15 protein-coding genes and 1 riboswitch are annotated in these 16,854 nt (G+C 60.4%); of the genes, 7 read left to right on the top strand and 8 right to left on the bottom strand.

The genetic code is table 11. The features are described from left to right. Positions 1 to 49: 49 nt before the first annotated feature. Positions 50 to 769 (bottom strand): 16S rRNA (uracil(1498)-N(3))-methyltransferase, encoded by a 720-nt coding sequence (locus tag AC1D19_RS08250; RefSeq protein WP_477762917.1) that lies wholly within the window; start codon positions 767 to 769, stop codon positions 50 to 52. A gap of 179 nt (positions 770 to 948) precedes the next feature. Then, the gene (locus AC1D19_RS08245) at positions 949 to 2,355 is read right to left on the bottom strand and encodes an adenosylmethionine--8-amino-7-oxononanoate transaminase (RefSeq protein ID WP_477762916.1); all 1,407 of its coding nucleotides are present in this window, start codon (positions 2,353 to 2,355) and stop codon (positions 949 to 951) included. Between the two features lie 223 nt (positions 2,356 to 2,578). Here AC1D19_RS08245 and AC1D19_RS08240 point away from each other — a divergent pair, with 223 nt between their 5' ends. The 3 genes from AC1D19_RS08240 to AC1D19_RS08230 all read left to right on the top strand — a co-directional run bounded on the left by AC1D19_RS08240 (position 2,579) and on the right by AC1D19_RS08230 (position 5,776). Further along, on the top strand, positions 2,579 to 4,330 hold the full coding sequence (locus AC1D19_RS08240) for a flavin monoamine oxidase family protein (RefSeq protein ID WP_477762915.1): 1,752 nt from the start codon (positions 2,579 to 2,581) through the stop codon (positions 4,328 to 4,330). Between the two features lie 265 nt (positions 4,331 to 4,595). Continuing rightward, a complete protein-coding gene (locus AC1D19_RS08235) occupies positions 4,596 to 5,147 on the top strand; it encodes a cytochrome b (protein WP_477762914.1) in 552 nt (183 codons plus the stop codon). Between the two features lie 35 nt (positions 5,148 to 5,182). Next, entirely contained in the window at positions 5,183 to 5,776 is a 594-nt protein-coding gene (locus AC1D19_RS08230; RefSeq protein ID WP_477763142.1) for a YceI family protein, read from the top strand. 147 nt (positions 5,777 to 5,923) lie between these two features. Here the strand turns inward: AC1D19_RS08230 and AC1D19_RS08225 are convergent, their stop codons facing one another. From AC1D19_RS08225 to ahcY, 4 genes are all read right to left on the bottom strand, one after another. Further along, complete coding sequence (locus tag AC1D19_RS08225; RefSeq protein ID WP_477762913.1) at positions 5,924 to 7,789, bottom strand: DEAD/DEAH box helicase; 1,866 nt, start codon at positions 7,787 to 7,789, stop codon at positions 5,924 to 5,926. Positions 7,790 to 8,012: 223 nt separating this feature from the next. Continuing rightward, positions 8,013 to 8,828: a substrate-binding periplasmic protein gene (locus AC1D19_RS08220; protein ID WP_477762912.1), complete on the bottom strand. Its 816-nt coding sequence runs from the start codon at positions 8,826 to 8,828 to the stop codon at positions 8,013 to 8,015. Between the two features lie 193 nt (positions 8,829 to 9,021). Further along, positions 9,022 to 9,867, bottom strand: coding sequence for a methylenetetrahydrofolate reductase [NAD(P)H] (gene metF, locus AC1D19_RS08215; protein ID WP_477752471.1), 846 nt, complete (start codon positions 9,865 to 9,867; stop codon positions 9,022 to 9,024). Positions 9,868 to 10,024: 157 nt separating this feature from the next. Further along, positions 10,025 to 11,434 carry an adenosylhomocysteinase gene (ahcY, locus tag AC1D19_RS08210; RefSeq protein ID WP_108217017.1) on the bottom strand — a complete coding sequence of 470 codons (1,410 nt, stop codon included), beginning with the start codon at positions 11,432 to 11,434 and terminating at the stop codon, positions 10,025 to 10,027. Between the two features lie 23 nt (positions 11,435 to 11,457). After that, a riboswitch (S-adenosyl-L-homocysteine riboswitch) is annotated at positions 11,458 to 11,560 on the bottom strand. 198 nt (positions 11,561 to 11,758) lie between these two features. On the opposite strand from ahcY, the gene AC1D19_RS08205 reads away from it, so the two are divergent. Beyond that, complete coding sequence (locus tag AC1D19_RS08205) at positions 11,759 to 12,163, top strand: acyl-CoA thioesterase (RefSeq protein WP_007994339.1); 405 nt, start codon at positions 11,759 to 11,761, stop codon at positions 12,161 to 12,163. 43 nt (positions 12,164 to 12,206) lie between these two features. On the opposite strand, the gene AC1D19_RS08200 is transcribed toward AC1D19_RS08205, so the two are convergent. Further along, positions 12,207 to 13,376 (bottom strand): MFS transporter, encoded by a 1,170-nt coding sequence (locus AC1D19_RS08200; protein ID WP_477762911.1) that lies wholly within the window; start codon positions 13,374 to 13,376, stop codon positions 12,207 to 12,209. Between the two features lie 290 nt (positions 13,377 to 13,666). Between AC1D19_RS08200 and AC1D19_RS08195 the strand changes: the two genes are divergently transcribed. Together AC1D19_RS08195 and AC1D19_RS08190 are read left to right on the top strand one after the other, a co-directional pair. Then, on the top strand, positions 13,667 to 14,500 hold the full coding sequence (locus AC1D19_RS08195) for an EamA family transporter (RefSeq protein ID WP_477762910.1): 834 nt from the start codon (positions 13,667 to 13,669) through the stop codon (positions 14,498 to 14,500). A 49-nt stretch (positions 14,501 to 14,549) separates the two neighbouring features. Continuing rightward, positions 14,550 to 14,933 (top strand): MAPEG family protein, encoded by a 384-nt coding sequence (locus AC1D19_RS08190; RefSeq protein ID WP_477752468.1) that lies wholly within the window; start codon positions 14,550 to 14,552, stop codon positions 14,931 to 14,933. Positions 14,934 to 15,060: 127 nt separating this feature from the next. Here AC1D19_RS08190 and mltA read toward each other — a convergent pair whose 3' ends face one another. Further along, positions 15,061 to 16,245, bottom strand: coding sequence for a murein transglycosylase A (gene mltA, locus AC1D19_RS08185; RefSeq protein WP_477762909.1), 1,185 nt, complete (start codon positions 16,243 to 16,245; stop codon positions 15,061 to 15,063). Positions 16,246 to 16,373: 128 nt separating this feature from the next. Between mltA and AC1D19_RS08180 the strand changes: the two genes are divergently transcribed. Further along, complete coding sequence (locus tag AC1D19_RS08180) at positions 16,374 to 16,823, top strand: c-type cytochrome (protein WP_477752466.1); 450 nt, start codon at positions 16,374 to 16,376, stop codon at positions 16,821 to 16,823. Positions 16,824 to 16,854: the final 31 nt, after the last annotated feature.

Genomic DNA, 16,854 nt, shown 5'->3' with positions numbered 1-16,854 from the left:
GCCTGCGGCAGCCTGTAGGAGCTGCCACAGGCTGCGATCTTTTTACTTTTTAGAAATCACCCCAGAGTTGCTGGGCCACCGCCAGTGCAACAACCGGCGCGGTTTCGGTGCGCAGCACCCGTGGACCGAGGCGGGCGGCATGGAAGCCGCCGGCCTTGGCCTGATCGACTTCGGCATCGGACAAACCACCCTCCGGACCGATCAGGAATGCCAGGCTTGAAGGCTTGGCATGGCTCACCAACGGTTCGGCCACCGGGTGCAGCACCAGTTTCAACTCGGCTTGCGTTTGCTTCAGCCAGTCAGCCAGCAACAGCGGCGGATGAATCACCGGTACTCGCGAGCGCCCGCATTGCTCGCAAGCGCTGATCGCCACCTGGCGCCAATGCAGCAGGCGCTTGTCGGCGCGCTCGTCCTTGAGGCGGACTTCGCAGCGTTCGGTGAAGATCGGGGTGATTTCAGTGACGCCCAGTTCCGTGGCTTTCTGAATCGCCCAGTCCATGCGCTCGCCCCGGGACAGGCCCTGGCCGAGATGGATTTTCAGCGGCGACTCGATCTGCCCGGCGAAGCCTTCATCGATCTGCACCACCACGCGCTTTTTGCCGACTTCGACCAGTGTGGCGCGAAACTCCTGGCCCGAGCCGTCGAACAACTGCAACGCATCTCCCTCGGCCATGCGCAGCACGCGGCTGATGTAATGGGCCTGGGCTTCGGGCAACTCGTGCTCGCCGATGCTCAGGGGGGCGTCGATGAAGAAGCGGGACAGTCTCATGCTGGGTCTCTGAAAAAGGTGCAAATCATCTGAAGGTCGTACCAACCTTATCGCTGGCAAGCCAGCTCCTACAGGTTAGGTGCCGCACACAAAATTTGTGGCACACACAAATCCTTGTAGGAGCTGGCTTGCCAGCGAAAGCGGTCTACCCGGCCCCACAGGATTACGGTTTAAATCAATCAACCCGGATCACGGAACCCCGGGTGGAAGTCCTTCGGCACTGCCACGCTGACGCTGTCACGGGTCGCAATGTCGATCCCTTCGCTGGCTACTTCGGCGAGGAAGTCGATCTGTTCCGGGGTAATCACGTACGGCGGCAGGAAATACACCACACTACCCAGTGGACGCAGTAAAGCACCGCGCTCCAGGGCGTGCTGGAACACCTTCAGGCCGCGACGTTCCTGCCATGGGTAAGCCTCTTTGCTGGCCTTGTCCTTGACCATTTCGATGGCCAGCACCATGCCGGTCTGGCGCACTTCGGACACGTTCGGGTGGTCGACCAGATGCGCCGTCGACGAAGCCATGCGCTGCGCCAGGGCCTTGTTGTTCTCGATGACATTGTCTTCTTCGAAAATATCCAGGGTCGCCAGGGCCGCCGCGCACGCCAGCGGGTTGCCGGTGTAGCTGTGGGAGTGCAGGAAGGCGCGCAGGGTCGGGTAGTCGTCGTAGAAGGCGCTGTAGACCTCGTCGGTGGTCATGCACGCCGCCAGCGGCAGATAGCCGCCGGTCAGGGCCTTGGACAGACAGAGGAAGTCAGGGCGGATGCCGGCCTGTTCGCAGGCGAACATCGTCCCGGTGCGGCCGAAGCCGACGGCGATTTCGTCGTGGATCAGGTGCACGCCGTAGCGGTCGCAAGCTTCTCGCAGCAGCTTGAGGTACACCGGGTGGTACATGCGCATGCCACCGGCGCCCTGGATCAGCGGCTCGACGATCACCGCCGCGACTGTGTCGTGGTTTTCGGCCAGGGTCTGCTCCATGGCCGCGAACATGTTGCGCGAGTGTTCTTCCCAGCTCATGCCCTCGGGCCGCAGGTAGCAATCCGGGCTCGGCACCTTGATGGTATCCAACAACAGCGCTTTGTAGGTCTCGGTGAACAGCGGCACGTCGCCCACCGACATCGCCGCCATGGTCTCGCCGTGGTAGCTGTTGGTCAGGGTAACGAAGCGCTTCTTGTTCGGCTGACTGCGATTGAGCCAGTAGTGAAAGCTCATTTTCAGCGCGACTTCGATGCAGGACGAACCGTTATCGGCGTAGAAGCACCGGGTCAGGCCTTCCGGCGTCATCTTCACCAGGCGCTCGGACAGTTCGATCACCGGTTGATGACTGAAACCGGCAAGGATCACATGTTCGAGCTGATCGACCTGGTCCTTGATGCGCTGGTTGATCCGCGGGTTAGAGTGCCCGAATACATTGACCCACCAGGAGCTGACCGCATCGAGGTAGCGTTTGCCTTCGAAGTCTTCCAGCCACACGCCTTCCCCGCGCTTGATCGGAATCAGCGGCAGTTGTTCGTGATCTTTCATCTGGGTGCAGGGATGCCACAACACGGCGAGATCGCGTTGCATCCACTGATTATTCAGGCCCATTTTCACTCTCCTGGAGGCGGTCCGTGACCAGCGCGGACAAACAATCGCGCAAGCCTATGCAATGCGTGCCACGGGGACAACCCATTGTGTCGAATGAGCTACTTTATCCAGGCCGATAGACGTTGCTGGCGGGTGTTTGAAGGCTGACGTATCCTTCGCGGTTCTTGAGCCGTCTGGCTCGCAAAAACTGCTGTTTTCCTCGTGTGATTCCGGAGTTCGCTGAATGTCTGTCGGTTGGCTGCGCGCCTGTGCGCTGGTGATGTTGGGGCTGTTCAGCGTGTCTGCGCTGGCCAAGGATAAAACCGCGATCGTGATCGGCGGCGGCCTGTCGGGCCTGACTGCTGCGTACGAGCTGCAGAACAAGGGCTGGCAGGTCACCCTGCTGGAAGCCAAGTCGAGCCTGGGCGGCCGTTCCGGCATGGCCACCAGCGAGTGGATCGGCAACGACAAGGTCCAACCGGTGTTGAACAAATACGTATCGAACTTCAAGCTGAGCACCACGCCGGCCCCTGAATTCGTGCGGACCCCTGGCTATCTGATCGATGGTGAGTATTTCTCCGCCGCCGACCTGGCGACCAAACAGCCGGCCACCGCCGAGGCGCTCAAGCGCTTCGACAAGACCGTGGACGATCTGGCGCGCTCGATCGACGACCCGCAGAATCCGGCTGCCAACAACACGCTGTATGCGCTGGATCAGATCAACGTGTCGAGCTGGCTCGACAAGCAGAACCTGCCGGCCACCGCCCGGCAGTTGATCAACCAGCAGATCCGTACCCGCTACGACGAACCTTCGCGCTTGTCGCTGCTGTACTTCGCGCAGCAGAGCCGCGTTTACCGAGGCGTCTCCGATCGTGACCTGCGGGCTTCGCGCCTGGTCGGTGGCAGTCCGGTGCTGGCCCAGGCCCTGGTCAAGCAGCTGAAAACCATCAAGACCAATTCCCGGGTCTCGTCAATCACTCAGGACAAGGACGGCGTGATCGTCAAAGTCGACAGCGTCAGCTATCAGGCTGACTACGTCGTGCTGGCCGTGCCACTGCGTGCCCTGGACAAGATCCAGATGATCCCGACGCTGGACGCCCAGCACCTGGCGGCGATCAAGGGCACCAACTACGGATGGCGCGACCAGATCATGCTGAAGTTCAAGGCGCCGGTGTGGGAATCCAAGGCGCGCATGTCTGGCGAGATCTACAGCAACACCGGCCTGGGCATGTTGTGGATCGAGCCTGCCCTGAAGGGCGGTGCCAATGTGGTGATCAACCTGTCCGGCGACAATGCGCGAGTGATGCAGGCGTTCGGCGACAAGCAGATGGTCGATCAGGTGTTGATTCGCCTGCATGCGTTCTATCCGCAGGCTCGCGGTTCGTTCACCGGTTATGAACTCCGTCGCTACAGCACCGACCCGTCGACTGGCGGCGCCTACCTGGCCTTCGGTCCGGGCCAGATCAGCAAGTTCTGGCGCCTGTGGGAACGCCCGATTCAGCGCGTAACCTTCGCTGGCGAACACACCGACACCCTGTACCCGGGCACCCTGGAAGGCGCGCTGCGCACTGGTCAGCGTGCAGCCAGCCAGGTTGAAGACCTGGCGGCGGGCAAGTCGTTCGAACCGACGAAAGTGGTCCCGGCCGCCGCTGCGGCGGGCGCTGGTGCGGTGGCGGCGAAGAAAGGCAATTTCTTCAGCAACCTGTTCGGCGGCTCCGATGACGAGAAGAAGCCAGAGCTGGTCAAGGCACCTGAGCCGGTTGCACCGCCAGCGCCTGCTCCGGTGCCAGCCCCGGCGGTCGCACCGGCCCCGGTGGAAGCACCGAAGCCTGCGACCCCGGTAAAAACCGAGCCGGCCAAAAAGGCTCCGGCAAAACCGGCTGCCAAGACTGAGGCGAAAAAAGCCCCGGTCAAGGCACCGGCCAAGAAAACCGAGCCGGCCAAGAAGCCAGCGGCTAAACCTGCGGCGACTCCGGCAATGGATGCCAAGGCGTAGTAAGCCCTGGGACAAAAAGAACGCGGCGTAAATGCCGCGTTTTTTTTGCCTGAAGAAAGCCGGGGTCAAAAATCGAATAAAACATTTGGTACTGGTGTTCTTCGGTTTGTATTCATTTTTTCTAACACTTTCGACTTTAATCTTTCCTTAACTCGCCTGTTTCAGACTCTTGATCGTATTTCTCGATATTTCAAAGCGAAATTTTCGGCTTTAATTCGATAGATAACTCGATAGTCTTGGGCCAGCACTTACAGGGATCTAGGCAATGCAGCTACGTAACTCTACCTCCCGCTACGGCTGGGTCAGCATCTTCATGCACTGGGGCGTGGCACTGGCCGTGTTCGGTTTGTTCGCCCTCGGGCTGTGGATGGTCGGCCTCGGCTATTACGACCCTTGGCGCAAGACCGGGCCGGATCTGCACAAGAGCATTGGTTTGATCTTGCTGGGCGTCATGGTGTTGCGGGTATTGTGGCGTTTCATCAGCCCGCCGCCGCCAACCCTGGCCAGCTATAGCCGCATGACGCGTCTGGGTGCCATGTTCGGCCATGCCTTTCTGTATCTCTCTCTGTTCGCTGTGATGATTGCCGGTTACCTGATTTCCACCGCAGAAGGTGCCGGGATTCCGGTGTTTGACTGGTTTGAAGTGCCTGCCCTGGTTTCCGGACTGCCGGACCAGGCAGATAACGCCGGTGCGATTCACCTCTACCTGGCGTGGGTGCTGGTAATTTTTTCCGGCCTCCATGCGTTGGCAGCATTGAAGCACCACTTTATCGACCGTGATGTGACCCTCAAGCGAATGCTGGGTCGCAAAGCCTGAAGTTCAACCTCGACTCCCAAGGAAAACAAAGCATGTTGTTGAAAAAGACTCTCGCCGCTCTGGCAATCGGTTCGGCCCTGCTGTCCGCTAATGTGATGGCTGCTGACTACGTAGTAGACACAACGGGCCAACACGCCTTCGTCAACTTCAAGATCAGCCACCTGGGCTACAGCTTCATCACCGGTACCTTTAAGACCATGGATGGCAAGTTCAGCTTCGACGCTGCCAAGCCTGAAGACAGCAAGATCGAGTTCAACGTGAACACCGCCAGCGTTTTCACCAACAACGCCGAACGTGACAAGCACGTCTCCAGCAAAGACTTCCTGAAAGTGGCTGATTTCCCTAAGGCCACGTTCGTGTCCACCAGCGTCAAAGCCACCGGTAAAAACGCCGCTGGCAAAGACACGGCCGACGTGACCGGCGACCTGACTATTGCTGGCGTAACCAAGCCAGTCGTGATCAAGGCCACTTTCCTGGGTGAAGGCAAGGATCCATGGGGCGGCTACCGTGCAGGCTTCGAGGGCACTACCAGCATCAAGCGTTCCGATTTCGGCAAGATGATGGACCTGGGCCCACAGTCCGACGCGGTCGACCTGTACATCACGTTTGAAGGTGTCAAAGCGAAGTAATGCTGAGTCTGTAGGAGCTGCCGCAGGCTGCGATCTTTTGATCTTAAAAGATCGCAGGCTTCGCCAGCTCCTACAAAAGCACTTCGCAGCACATACAAAAATGCCCCGGCTCTTTCGAACCGGGGCATTTTTCATTGCAGCGATAACTCAGCGATTGCGGGTCAGCAGCGCTGGTTTCTCACCACGAGGACGGCTTGGCAGTTGATCCAGTTGCTCTGGTGTCGGGAAGCGGTCAGCCTTGGACTCCTTGTGCATGATCTTCGGCGCGGGGCCGCGCGGGTTCTGCACGGCCGGTTCCGAACGCGGCTGGTCGTCACGGGCCGGGCGGCGATTGCGCGAGTCTTCGCGGCGGGCCTGGCCGTCGCGCGGTGCGCCACTGCGAGGGCCGCTACGCTTGGCCGGTGGGGTGCCGGTGCTGGCGCCATCGCTGTTGCGCGGACCGCTCTGGCGACCTTGTGGCTTGCCGGAACGTGGAGCGCCCGATGCTGCAGTGCCTTGTGCCGGAGCACCCGGACGGCGGCCACGGCCTTGCGCGGGTTTCTGCTGCGGCACGTAGTCGACGCGGTTACCGAAGTTATCGACATCGTCGTCCAGGAACTCGTCCGGGGCACGGTCAGCGGCGGCACGAGGAGGCTGCGACGGACGCTGTTCGCGAGCCGGAGTGCCTTCACGTGGTTTTTGCTGACGGGCCGGGCGCTCACCGCGCTCGCCGGCCGGTTTTTCCTTGCCCTTGTCCTTGCCTTTGTCCTTGCGACCACCGCCGCCACCGCTGCCGTTCGGACCGTCGCCGCGCGGGCCACGTGGATTGCGTGGGTTACGCATGTCCGGACGCTCGCGCACTTCAGGTTTCTCGGCTTCCACAGCACTGGCATCGAAGCCCATCAGGTCGCCGTCGGCGATTTTCTGCCTGGTCATGCGTTCGATGCTTTTCAGCAGTTTTTCTTCGTCCGGGGCTACCAGCGAAATCGCCTCGCCCGAACGACCGGCACGGCCGGTACGGCCGATGCGGTGCACGTAGTCTTCATCGACATTCGGCAGTTCGAAGTTGACCACGTGAGGCAACTGGTCGATGTCCAGACCGCGAGCGGCGATGTCGGTGGCGACCAGGATGCGCACTTCACCGGCCTTGAAGTCGGCCAAGGCTTTGGTGCGGGCGTTCTGGCTCTTATTGCCGTGGATCGCGACGGCGCTCAGGCCATGCTTGTCCAGGTACTCGGCCAGGCGGTTGGCGCCGTGCTTGGTGCGGGTGAACACCAGCACCTGTTCCCAGGCGCCAGCGGTGATCAGGTGCGCCAGCAGCGAACGCTTGTGGCTGGCTGGCAGGCGGAATACGCGCTGTTCGATGCGCTCGACCGTGGTGTTCGGCGGCGTGACTTCGATGCGTTCCGGGTTGTGCAGCAGTTTGCCGGCGAGGTCGGTGATGTCCTTGGAGAAGGTCGCCGAGAACAGCAGATTCTGGCGTTTGGCCGGCAGACGGGCCAGGACCTTCTTCACGTCATGGACGAAGCCCATGTCGAGCATGCGGTCGGCTTCGTCCAGCACGAGGATTTCCACGTGGGACAGATCGACGCTGCCTTGGCCGGCCAGGTCGAGCAGGCGGCCAGGGCAGGCCACCAGCACGTCTACGCCACGGGACATGGCCTGAACCTGCGGGTTCATGCCAACACCGCCGAAGATGCAGGCGCTGACGAACTTCAGGTCACGGGCATAGACCTTGAAGCTTTCATGCACTTGCGCCGCGAGTTCGCGAGTCGGGGTCAGGACCAGTACGCGCGGCTGGCGCGGGCCGTGACGCTGGGATTTGTCCGGGTGACCGTTGGGGAACAACCGCTCCAGGATCGGAAGGGCGAAACCGCCGGTTTTACCAGTACCTGTCTGTGCCGCGACCATCAGGTCGCGACCTTGCAACACGGCGGGAATGGCCCGCTGTTGCACCGGAGTAGGCTCGGTATAGCCCGCTGCCTCGATGGCGCGGACTAAAGCCTCGGAGAGACCGAGGGAAGCAAAGGACATGAGTAATCCTGTTTTAAGTTAGGGCTTGGCCCAATGGGAGTCTTGCCTGGCGCGAATGGCGTTTAAGAGGACGCAATCCCGTCCGGTCCTGCTGGGTCTCGAAGGCTCGTCTGCAAGCGCTCGCGCGGGCTGAAAGCTGCGCAGTAGCGGGGTTGAGATGCCTTGAACGATTCCGAGCGTCCGGGCGTGAGCCTGGCGGGAAGGCCGGAGTATAACAGAGCAATCACTGCGCGCCGCTTTCCTGCTGCTCAACGGTTTTTTCCGTGGCGGCCGTGGTCTTTTCAGTCTTCACGTTGGCTGCCGGTTCCGCGCCGTAGCGGGCACTCAGTTCAGCGTAGGCAGGCTCGCGTTTGAAACGTTTGAGTTCGGCGCCGAAACGCTGCACCAGCAGATCCATGCCCGCATTGCGACGTACCGCGAGAAACTGGCTTTGCTGGCTGATGACCGTGGGGTTTTCGGTGATCTTGCCGCGGATGCCCAGTTCATCGAGCAAATGCTGGCCGACCCGGCGGTCGGTAATCAGCAGGTCAATGCGCCCGCGCACCAGTTTGCCGAAGTTGGCTTCATGGGTGGGAGCCGGCTCGCGGGTGAACAGCGTCGAATCGCTGAAGTCCTTGCTGTACAGGTAACCCGGCGAGGTGCCGATGGTCAGGCCTTGCAAGTCATCGAGGGTGCGAAACGGATGGGGCCGTTCATTGGCGTAGAACATCACGAACTGGACTTCAGACAGTGGTTCGCCGGGGTAGAGCAGGGTCGCATCACGTTCGACGCTGTGAAAGATGTCCAGCGCGCCGTCGGCCTGCCCGGTTTCAAGCATCGACAGGCAGCGTTTCCATGGCAGGAACTGCCACTCCACTTCGATGCCCAGGCGCTTGAAGACAATGGCGGTGGTTTCGTAGTCCAGGCCCAGTGATTTGCCGTTGTCTTCGTACACATAAGGCGCCCACGGCTCCGTGACAATGCGCAGCTTCTCGCCCCGAGCGGCGAAGCTCAGGCAAGTGAAGACAAGCATGGCGATTAATTGCGTGATCAAAGGCATGGGTTTGAGATTACGACGAGAAACCGGAAAGAGCCAGAAACTGACTGCAGATGCTCTAACTCCGTGGATTGCTGCACATTAATAGTGCGCTGAAAGCAAAAGATCGCAGCGTGCGACAGTTCCTACAGGGAATACACATTTCTCTGTAGGAGCTGCCGCAGGCTGCGATCTTTTAATCGTGCTTTAACGACTTTTAACGTGGCAACTTCAGGTTATTCCACACCGCCAGGCTCGCTTCAGCCTGGTTCAATGTGTAGAAGTGCAACCCTGGAGCGCCGCCCTGCAGCAGTTGTTCGCACATTTCGGTGATGACCTGTTCACCAAAGCGCTGAATGCTCTGGGTGTCGTCGCCGTAGGCTTCCAGTTGCTTGCGGATCCAGCGCGGGATTTCCGCACCGCAGGCATCGGAGAAGCGCGCCAGCTTGCTGTAGTTGGTGATCGGCATGATGCCCGGCACGATCGGGATGTTCACACCCAGCGCCCGCACACGTTCCACGAAGTAGAAGTAGCAGTCGGCGTTGAAGAAGTACTGGGTGATCGCACTGTCGGCGCCAGCGTTGGCCTTGCGCACGAAGTTGGCAACATCGTCTTCGAAATTGCGCGCTTGCGGATGCATTTCCGGGTAAGCGGCGACTTCGATGTGGAAATGATCACCGGTTTCTTCACGAATGAATTCAACCAGGTCGTTGGCGTGGCGCAATTCACCGCTGGCCATGCCCATGCCCGAAGGCAGGTCACCGCGCAGAGCGACGATACGCTTGATGCCGGCGGCCTTGTACTGGGCCAGCAGGCCGCGCAGGTCAGCTTTGCTATCGCCCACGCAAGACAGATGCGGAGCGGCAGGGATTTTGACTTCGCTTTCTAGCTGCAACACGGTGTTCAGCGTGCGATCACGGGTCGAACCGCCGGCGCCGTAGGTGCAGGAGAAGAAATCGGGGTTGTAGGTGGCCAACTGGCGAGCAGTGGCGAGCAGCTTTTCTTGCCCAGCATCGGTCTTCGTAGGGAAGAACTCGAAGCTGTAGCGACGATCTTGGGACATGGGAATACCCTTGAAAACGCGTAAGGCGGACGCAGGCCCCTGTAGGAGCGAGCTTGCTCGCGAAAAACGTCAGGGCAACGCGTTTAGCCAGATAGCGCGCGTTTTCGTTAACGTCCATCGCGAGCAAGCTCGCTCCTACACAGGAAGAGCCGGCCGATCAGTAGCGGTAAGCGTGCGGCTTGAACGGACCCTCGACGGTCACGCCGATGTAGTCGGCCTGGGTCTTGGTCAGTTGAGTCACGACGCCACCGAAGCCACGGACCATTTCCAGGGCCACTTCTTCGTCGAGTTTCTTCGGCAGTACTTCAACGGTCAGGCGCTCGGCTTGCTGGGCTGGCGACAGGTCGGCGTACTTCTGGCCGAACAGGAAGATCTGCGCCAGAACCTGGTTGGCGAACGAACCGTCCATGATGCGGCTCGGGTGGCCGGTTGCGTTGCCCAGGTTAACCAGGCGGCCTTCGGCCAGCAGGATCAGGTAGTCGTCGTTCTGTGGGTCGAAATCGCCAGCGCCGGTACGGTGGATCTTGTGAACCTGCGGCTTCACTTCTTCCCATGCCCAGTTTTTGCGCATGAAAGCGGTGTCGATTTCGTTGTCGAAGTGACCGATGTTGCAGACAACGGCACGCTTCTTCAGGGCTTTGAGCATGTTCGAATCGCAAACATTGACGTTGCCGGTGGTGGTCACGATCAGGTCGATCTTGCCCAGCAGTGCCTTGTCGATGCTTGCTTCAGTACCGTTGTTGATACCGTCGATGAATGGCGAAACCAGTTCGAAACCGTCCATGCAGGCTTGCATGGCGCAGATCGGGTCGACTTCGGAAACCTTGACGATCATGCCTTCCTGACGCAGGGACTGAGCGGAACCCTTGCCCACGTCGCCGTAGCCGATGACCAGCGCTTGCTTGCCGGACAGCAGGTGGTCGGTGCCGCGCTTGATCGCATCGTTCAGGCTGTGACGGCAGCCGTACTTGTTGTCGTTCTTGCTCTTGGTCACCGAGTCGTTGACGTTGATGGCCGGGATTTTCAGCTCGCCCTTGGCCAGCATGTCCAGCAGGCGGTGAACGCCGGTGGTGGTTTCTTCGGTCACGCCGTGGACGCGATCCAGAACCTGTGGGTACTTCTTGTGCAGCAGCTCGGTCAGGTCGCCGCCGTCGTCGAGGATCATGTTGGCGTCCCATGGCTGGCCATCCTTGAGGATGGTTTGCTCCAGGCACCACTCGTACTCTTGTTCGGTTTCACCTTTCCAGGCGAAAACCGGGATGCCGGCAGCGGCGATGGAAGCGGCGGCCTGGTCCTGAGTCGAGAAAATGTTGCAGGACGACCAGCGTACTTCGGCACCCAGGGCAACCAGGGTTTCGATCAGCACGGCAGTCTGAATGGTCATGTGGATGCAGCCGAGAATCTTCGCGCCCTTGAGCGGTTGCTCTTCGGAGTACTTGCGACGCAGACCCATCAGGGCTGGCATTTCGGATTCAGCGATGATGGTTTCGCGACGGCCCCAGGCAGCCAGGGACATATCGGCGACTTTGTAATCGGTAAAATCTGCAGGCGTGATAACAGCGCTCATGAAGAGCCTCCATTCGTAATGTATGCGAATGGGCGCCGTTGTGCGTTTAGTGTCGGGCCGATCAAGGCCAGGCAACGCCCCATCCGAGCCTGACAGGTCGAACCTGCTGCAGCGCCCCTCGGACAGGTGGCGGGAAAACGGTATCAAGCGATGATGACCGTTTTGAAACGGTGGCGATTATAGCGGGCTATGCTGATCTTCCAAAGCGTTTCTGTTGGTCAATGTCCGAACGGTAATCGAGACCATAGTCGAAGCTTGATAGAGCTCTAGCCCGGGCTCTGCCATGATGCCAGGCATCAATCGGCAAGATGGTCAGGAGTGAATATGAATTTCCACACCCGCAAATGGGTAAAACCCGAAGACCTCAACCCTAACGGCACTTTGTTCGGCGGTAGCCTGCTGCGCTGGATCGACGAAGAGGCGGCGATTTACGCCATCGTCCAGTTGGGGAACCAGCGTGTAGTGACCAAGTACATTTCCGAAATCAACTTCGTCAGCGCCTCGCGCCAGGGCGACATCATCGAGCTGGGCATCACGGCGACCGAATTCGGCCGCACCTCGATCACCCTGACATGCGAAGTACGCAACAAGATCACCCGCAAAAGCATCCTGACGGTGGAGAAGATGGTCTTCGTCAACCTGGGTGAAGACGGCTTGCCCGCGCCCCATGGCCGAACCGAGATCAAGTACGTCAAAGACCAGTTCAAGGATGATGATGCCGCTCAGTGAGATCGGTGGCGCCCCCTTCGCGAGCATACAATCAAGTTGATGCTCAACCCGCCACATCAAACGCAGCCGCAACGCGACGCTGGCGATAGATGAAGAACAATGCAGTCAACACGGTCAGCCCGCTGACCAGCGCACCGGTCCACGGCAAGTCCGCCAGGTCCGCGCCGCTGGCCACCACCAGGCCGCCGATCCAGGCTCCGGCGGCGTTGCCGAGGTTGAAGGCGCTCTGGTTCAAGGTCGAACCCAGGTTTGGCGCCTCAATGGCCTGATCGATGATCAGCAGTTGCAGGATCGGGCACAGCGCAAAGGCGAACGTCCCCCACAGCACCAGCGTGATCGCTGCCGGAATGGCCGAATGGCTGGTTTGCGTGAACGCCGCCAGCACCACCAGCACCGCCAGCGCCATGCCCACCAGCGAAGGCAGCAAGCGGCTGTCCGCCAGACGACCACCGAGCATGCTGCCGGCGGTCAAGCCAACGCCGAACAACAGCAGCATGATGGTGACGCCGTGCGGGCTGACGCCAGTGATGTCCTGCAGGATCGGCGCAATGTAAGTGAACACACTGAACAGGCTGGTCGAGGCCAGCACACTCATGCCCAGCGCCAGCAGTACGTTGGCCTTGCCCAGCACCTTGAACTCGCTGGCCAGGTTGGCTTTATCCATCGCGATGTTCTTCGGCAGCCAGACCCATTGCGCAATCGCCGCCAGTACACCGATCACCGACACCGCCCAGAAGGTCGAGCGCCAACCTGCGTATTGCCCGAGTGCGGTGCCCAGCGGCACGCCAAGCACGTTGGCCAGGGTCAGGCCGGTGAACATCATGGCAATCGCCTGGGCCCGTTTGTTGGGTGCCACCAGCCCGGCGGCGACCACTGAACCGATGCCGAAAAATGCGCCATGGCACAGTGCCGTGATCACTCGCGCGGCCATCAGCGTGGCGTAATTCGGCGCCAGCGCGCAGAGCATGTTGCCGAGGATGAACATCAGCGTCATGCCCAGCAGGGTAGCTTTGCGCGGCATGTTGGCGGTGCCGACGGCGAGGATCGGTGCGCCGAACACCACGCCCAAGGCATAGCCGGTGATCAGCAGTCCGGCATCGGGAATGCTCACGCTGAGATCGCGGGCAACGTCGGGCAACAGGCCCATGATGACGAATTCGGTGGTGCCGATGCCGAAGGCGGCAACAGCGAGGGCAAGCAAAGCGAGTGGCATGCGCAAGGTCTCTGTCGGTAGTCTTGACGCTGTGATCAGGCATACGCAGGCCGACGACCGTTCTCGACGAGAGCGGGCCGGGCAGAGTTATTATTGGAATTAGTCTGTGCGCAACTGAGTGCGGCGTGGTCGCTTGCAGTATAAACAGCCACTGATATATGGCGAATCAATTCTCTGATCCGCTTCTGTAGGAGCTGCCAAAGGCTGCGATCTTTGCTTCTCAAGATCAAAAGATCGCAGCCTTCGGCAGCTCCTACGGAGGAGGGGGCGGGCAACAAAAGGAGTAGGCCGTGCTTGCGACGGCGTTGGTGTTGGTCGCGGCGCTGTTGCATGCGGCGTGGAATACCCTGATCAAGTTCAGTGCGGAGCGGTTGTTGGTGGTGGCCTGCATGGACAGCGTGGCGCTGCTCTTTGTCGCACTGATGTTGCCGTTCCTGAGCGTACCGCCGCTGGAGATCTGGCCGTGGATCCTGGCATCGGCGGCGTTCGAGTTGCTCTATCGCTATTTGTTGATCCAGGCCTATCGGGTTGGCGACCTCGGGCTGGTTTACCCGTTGATGCGCGGCCTGTCGCCGTTGGTGGTGCTGGCGCTGACGCTGATCTTTGCCGGGGAAGAGCTGACCCACCAACAGATTTTCGGAATCCTGCTGATCCCGTTCGGCATGCTGTGCCTGCTCTGGCAGGGCGGCGGCGGTGCGCGTTTGCCGTGGTCAATGCTGCCGGTGGTGGCGCTGATCGGCCTGTGCATCGGTTGCTACACCTACATCGATGGGCAGGCATTGCGGCGTTGGTCCCATCCATTGGATTACCTGGTCTGGGTCACTCTGCTCAGCGCCTGGCCGTTTCCGCTATTGGCGGTGGTGCGTAAACGACCCGCGTTCATGCTGTTCTGGCGCGAGCAGTGGCGGCTGGGCCTGGCGGTCGGGTTCTGCGTGTTGTTCAGCTACGCTTTGGTGCTGTGGGCGATGCAGTTGGGTTCGATTGCCGAGGCCGCAGCGTTGCGCGAGATCAGCGTGATTCTGGTGGTGCTGTTTGGCATGCGTTACCTGAAAGAACCGTTTGGCGGGCCACGGTTACTCGCCTGTAGCCTTGTCATGATCGGCATACTGGTGATGAAATTTTGATCGCCCGGATGGAATTCAATTCTCCACAACTAGAAGAAAGGACGGCGTTATGACGGTGGCTCTGTGGTGCATTTTGATCGCGATTTTCCTGCCGTATGTGTGTGCGTGGTTCGCCAAGATCAGTGGCGGGTTCCGGCTGAAAGACAATCATGACCCTCGGGATTTTCTCGACTCTCTGGAAGGCGTGGGCAGACGGGCGCACGCGGCGCAACTGAACAGTTTTGAAGTGATCCCGGCGTTCGCCGCGGCGGTGATCGTGGCGCACCTGGCCGGCAATGCCGAACTGGTGACGATCAATGTGCTGTCGGTGTTATTCATCACCAGTCGCCTGCTCTACATCATTTGCTACCTGGCGGACTGGCCGACACTGCGGTCGCTGGTGTGGTTCGTGGGGATAGCGTTGATCGTGAGTTTCTTTGTGGTGTCGGTCTGAGAGATCTTCGCCGACACCATTGACCTGTAGGAGCCGGCTTGCCGGCGAAAGCGGAGTGTCAGGCGACATCATTGTTGATCAACCCGCCGCCTTCGCCGGCAAGCCGGCTCCTACAGTAATCAGTTGCTCACGGATTTGCTTTAACCGTATCCGCCACCTGCGGCACTTGTGGTAGCGCCGCACCTTTGGGCCAGAGCATCCAGATCTGCCCCTGCTGTTTCATGTCTCCGGCCAATTGCCCGGCTGCATCGCCGGTGCCCCAGAACAGATCCGCCCGAACCTCGCCGGCAATGGCGCCGCCGGTGTCCTGTGCTGCTACCGGGCGAACCAGGGCTGTACCGTCCGGTTTGGTGGTGGACAGCCACAACAGGCTGCCCAGCGGAATGACCTTGCGATCCACTGCCGCGCTGTAACCGGCGGTCAGCGGTACGTTCAGCGAGCCGCGCGGACCTTCGTTGCTGTCCGGGTTACGGGTGAAGAACACGTAGCTGGGGTTGCTGCCGAGCAGTTCGGGAATCCGCGACGGATTGGCCTTGGCCCAGGTGCTGATGGCGCCCATGGTCACGTCTTCTTTTTTCAACTCGCCCTGTTCCACCAGCCAGCGGCCGATCGGTCGATACGGATGGCCGTTCTGATCGGCGTAAGCAATGCGCAACTGGCGGCCATTGTCGAGCTGGATACGACCCGAACCCTGGATTTGCAGGAACTGCAGGTTCATTGGATCGGTCAGCCAGGCCACGACCGGCGCCTTGACCCCTTTGCTTTCAATGGTCGCCGAATCGTCGTACGGCTTGAGCACGCGACCTTCGAGCCGACCGCGCAGGCGTTTGCCCTTGAGTTCCGGGTAAATGCTGTCGAGGGCGACGATGATCATGTCTTCGGGGACGCCATAGACCGGGACATTGGCCGCGCTGGTCTGGGTCAGGCTCCCGGGATAGACCGGCTCGTAGTAGCCGGTGATCAGGCCGCTGGGGTTGTCGTTGGCGGCGCGCAGGCCATAGACATCGAGGTTCTGTTTGAGAAAACCGCGAATGTCGCTGGCGGTTTGCGGCACGTTGGCAGCCGCTGTGCAGGTGCCACCCCAGACCGGGTCGGCCTTGAGTCGGGTGCAGGCGCTGCGCCACGAGCCGAAGCCGGCGACCAGGTCGTTGTCGGACACCGCCGGCAGCGCTTCCCATGTGGCACTGGAATAGGTCGCCAGAGCGTGGGTCTTCGGTTGTTGGTTGTCGCCACCGGTGCAGCCTGCGAGCAGGGCCACCATCGGCAGGGTCCAGGCCAGGCTGTGACGCCATGCCTTGAAACGGCTGTTCATGGAGTGATTCCTTTGCCGGTTGCCTGGGCGCTCCATGCGCTCAAACAACCCTTATTGATAATAGGGCTATTGGTCTTTGCCGATGACGCGAGGATACTGGCCACCGTTTCCCGTGACCTGAAGCCACCATGACTCTTAAAAGACTTTCTGTTGTATTGCTGGCCTGCCTGACGTTGTCCGCTTGTGGCGGAGTCGACCCCAACTCGCCGCTCGGCCAGCGCAAGGCCATTTTCAAGCAGATGCTCAAGACTGGCGAAGACCTGGGCGGCATGCTGCGTGGGCGCATTGCGTTCGATGGCCCGAAGTTCGCCAAGGGCTCGGTGAAACTCGATGCGCTGTCCCGTGAGCCGTGGCAGCATTTTCCGCAGGTGCGCGAGGAAGATCACACCAGCGCCAAGAGCGATGTCTGGGAGCAGCAGGCGCGCTTCCAGGCCATGGCCCGTGACCTTGAATCCGCCACCGGTGAATTGGTGATCGCCAGCCAGGTTCAACCCTACAAGGCCAGCAATCTTGGGCCGGCGGTGCAGAAAGTCGAAGATGCTTGCAGTGCGTGTCATAAGGCGTTTCGGGATCATTGATTGGTTCTGATGGCACCGTGGATCTTGGGTT

It is taken from the genome of Pseudomonas sp. P1_C12, assembly GCF_056406435.1.
The sequence above is the reverse complement of the archived record's forward strand: the minus strand, read 5'-3'. Positions and strand labels throughout refer to the sequence as shown.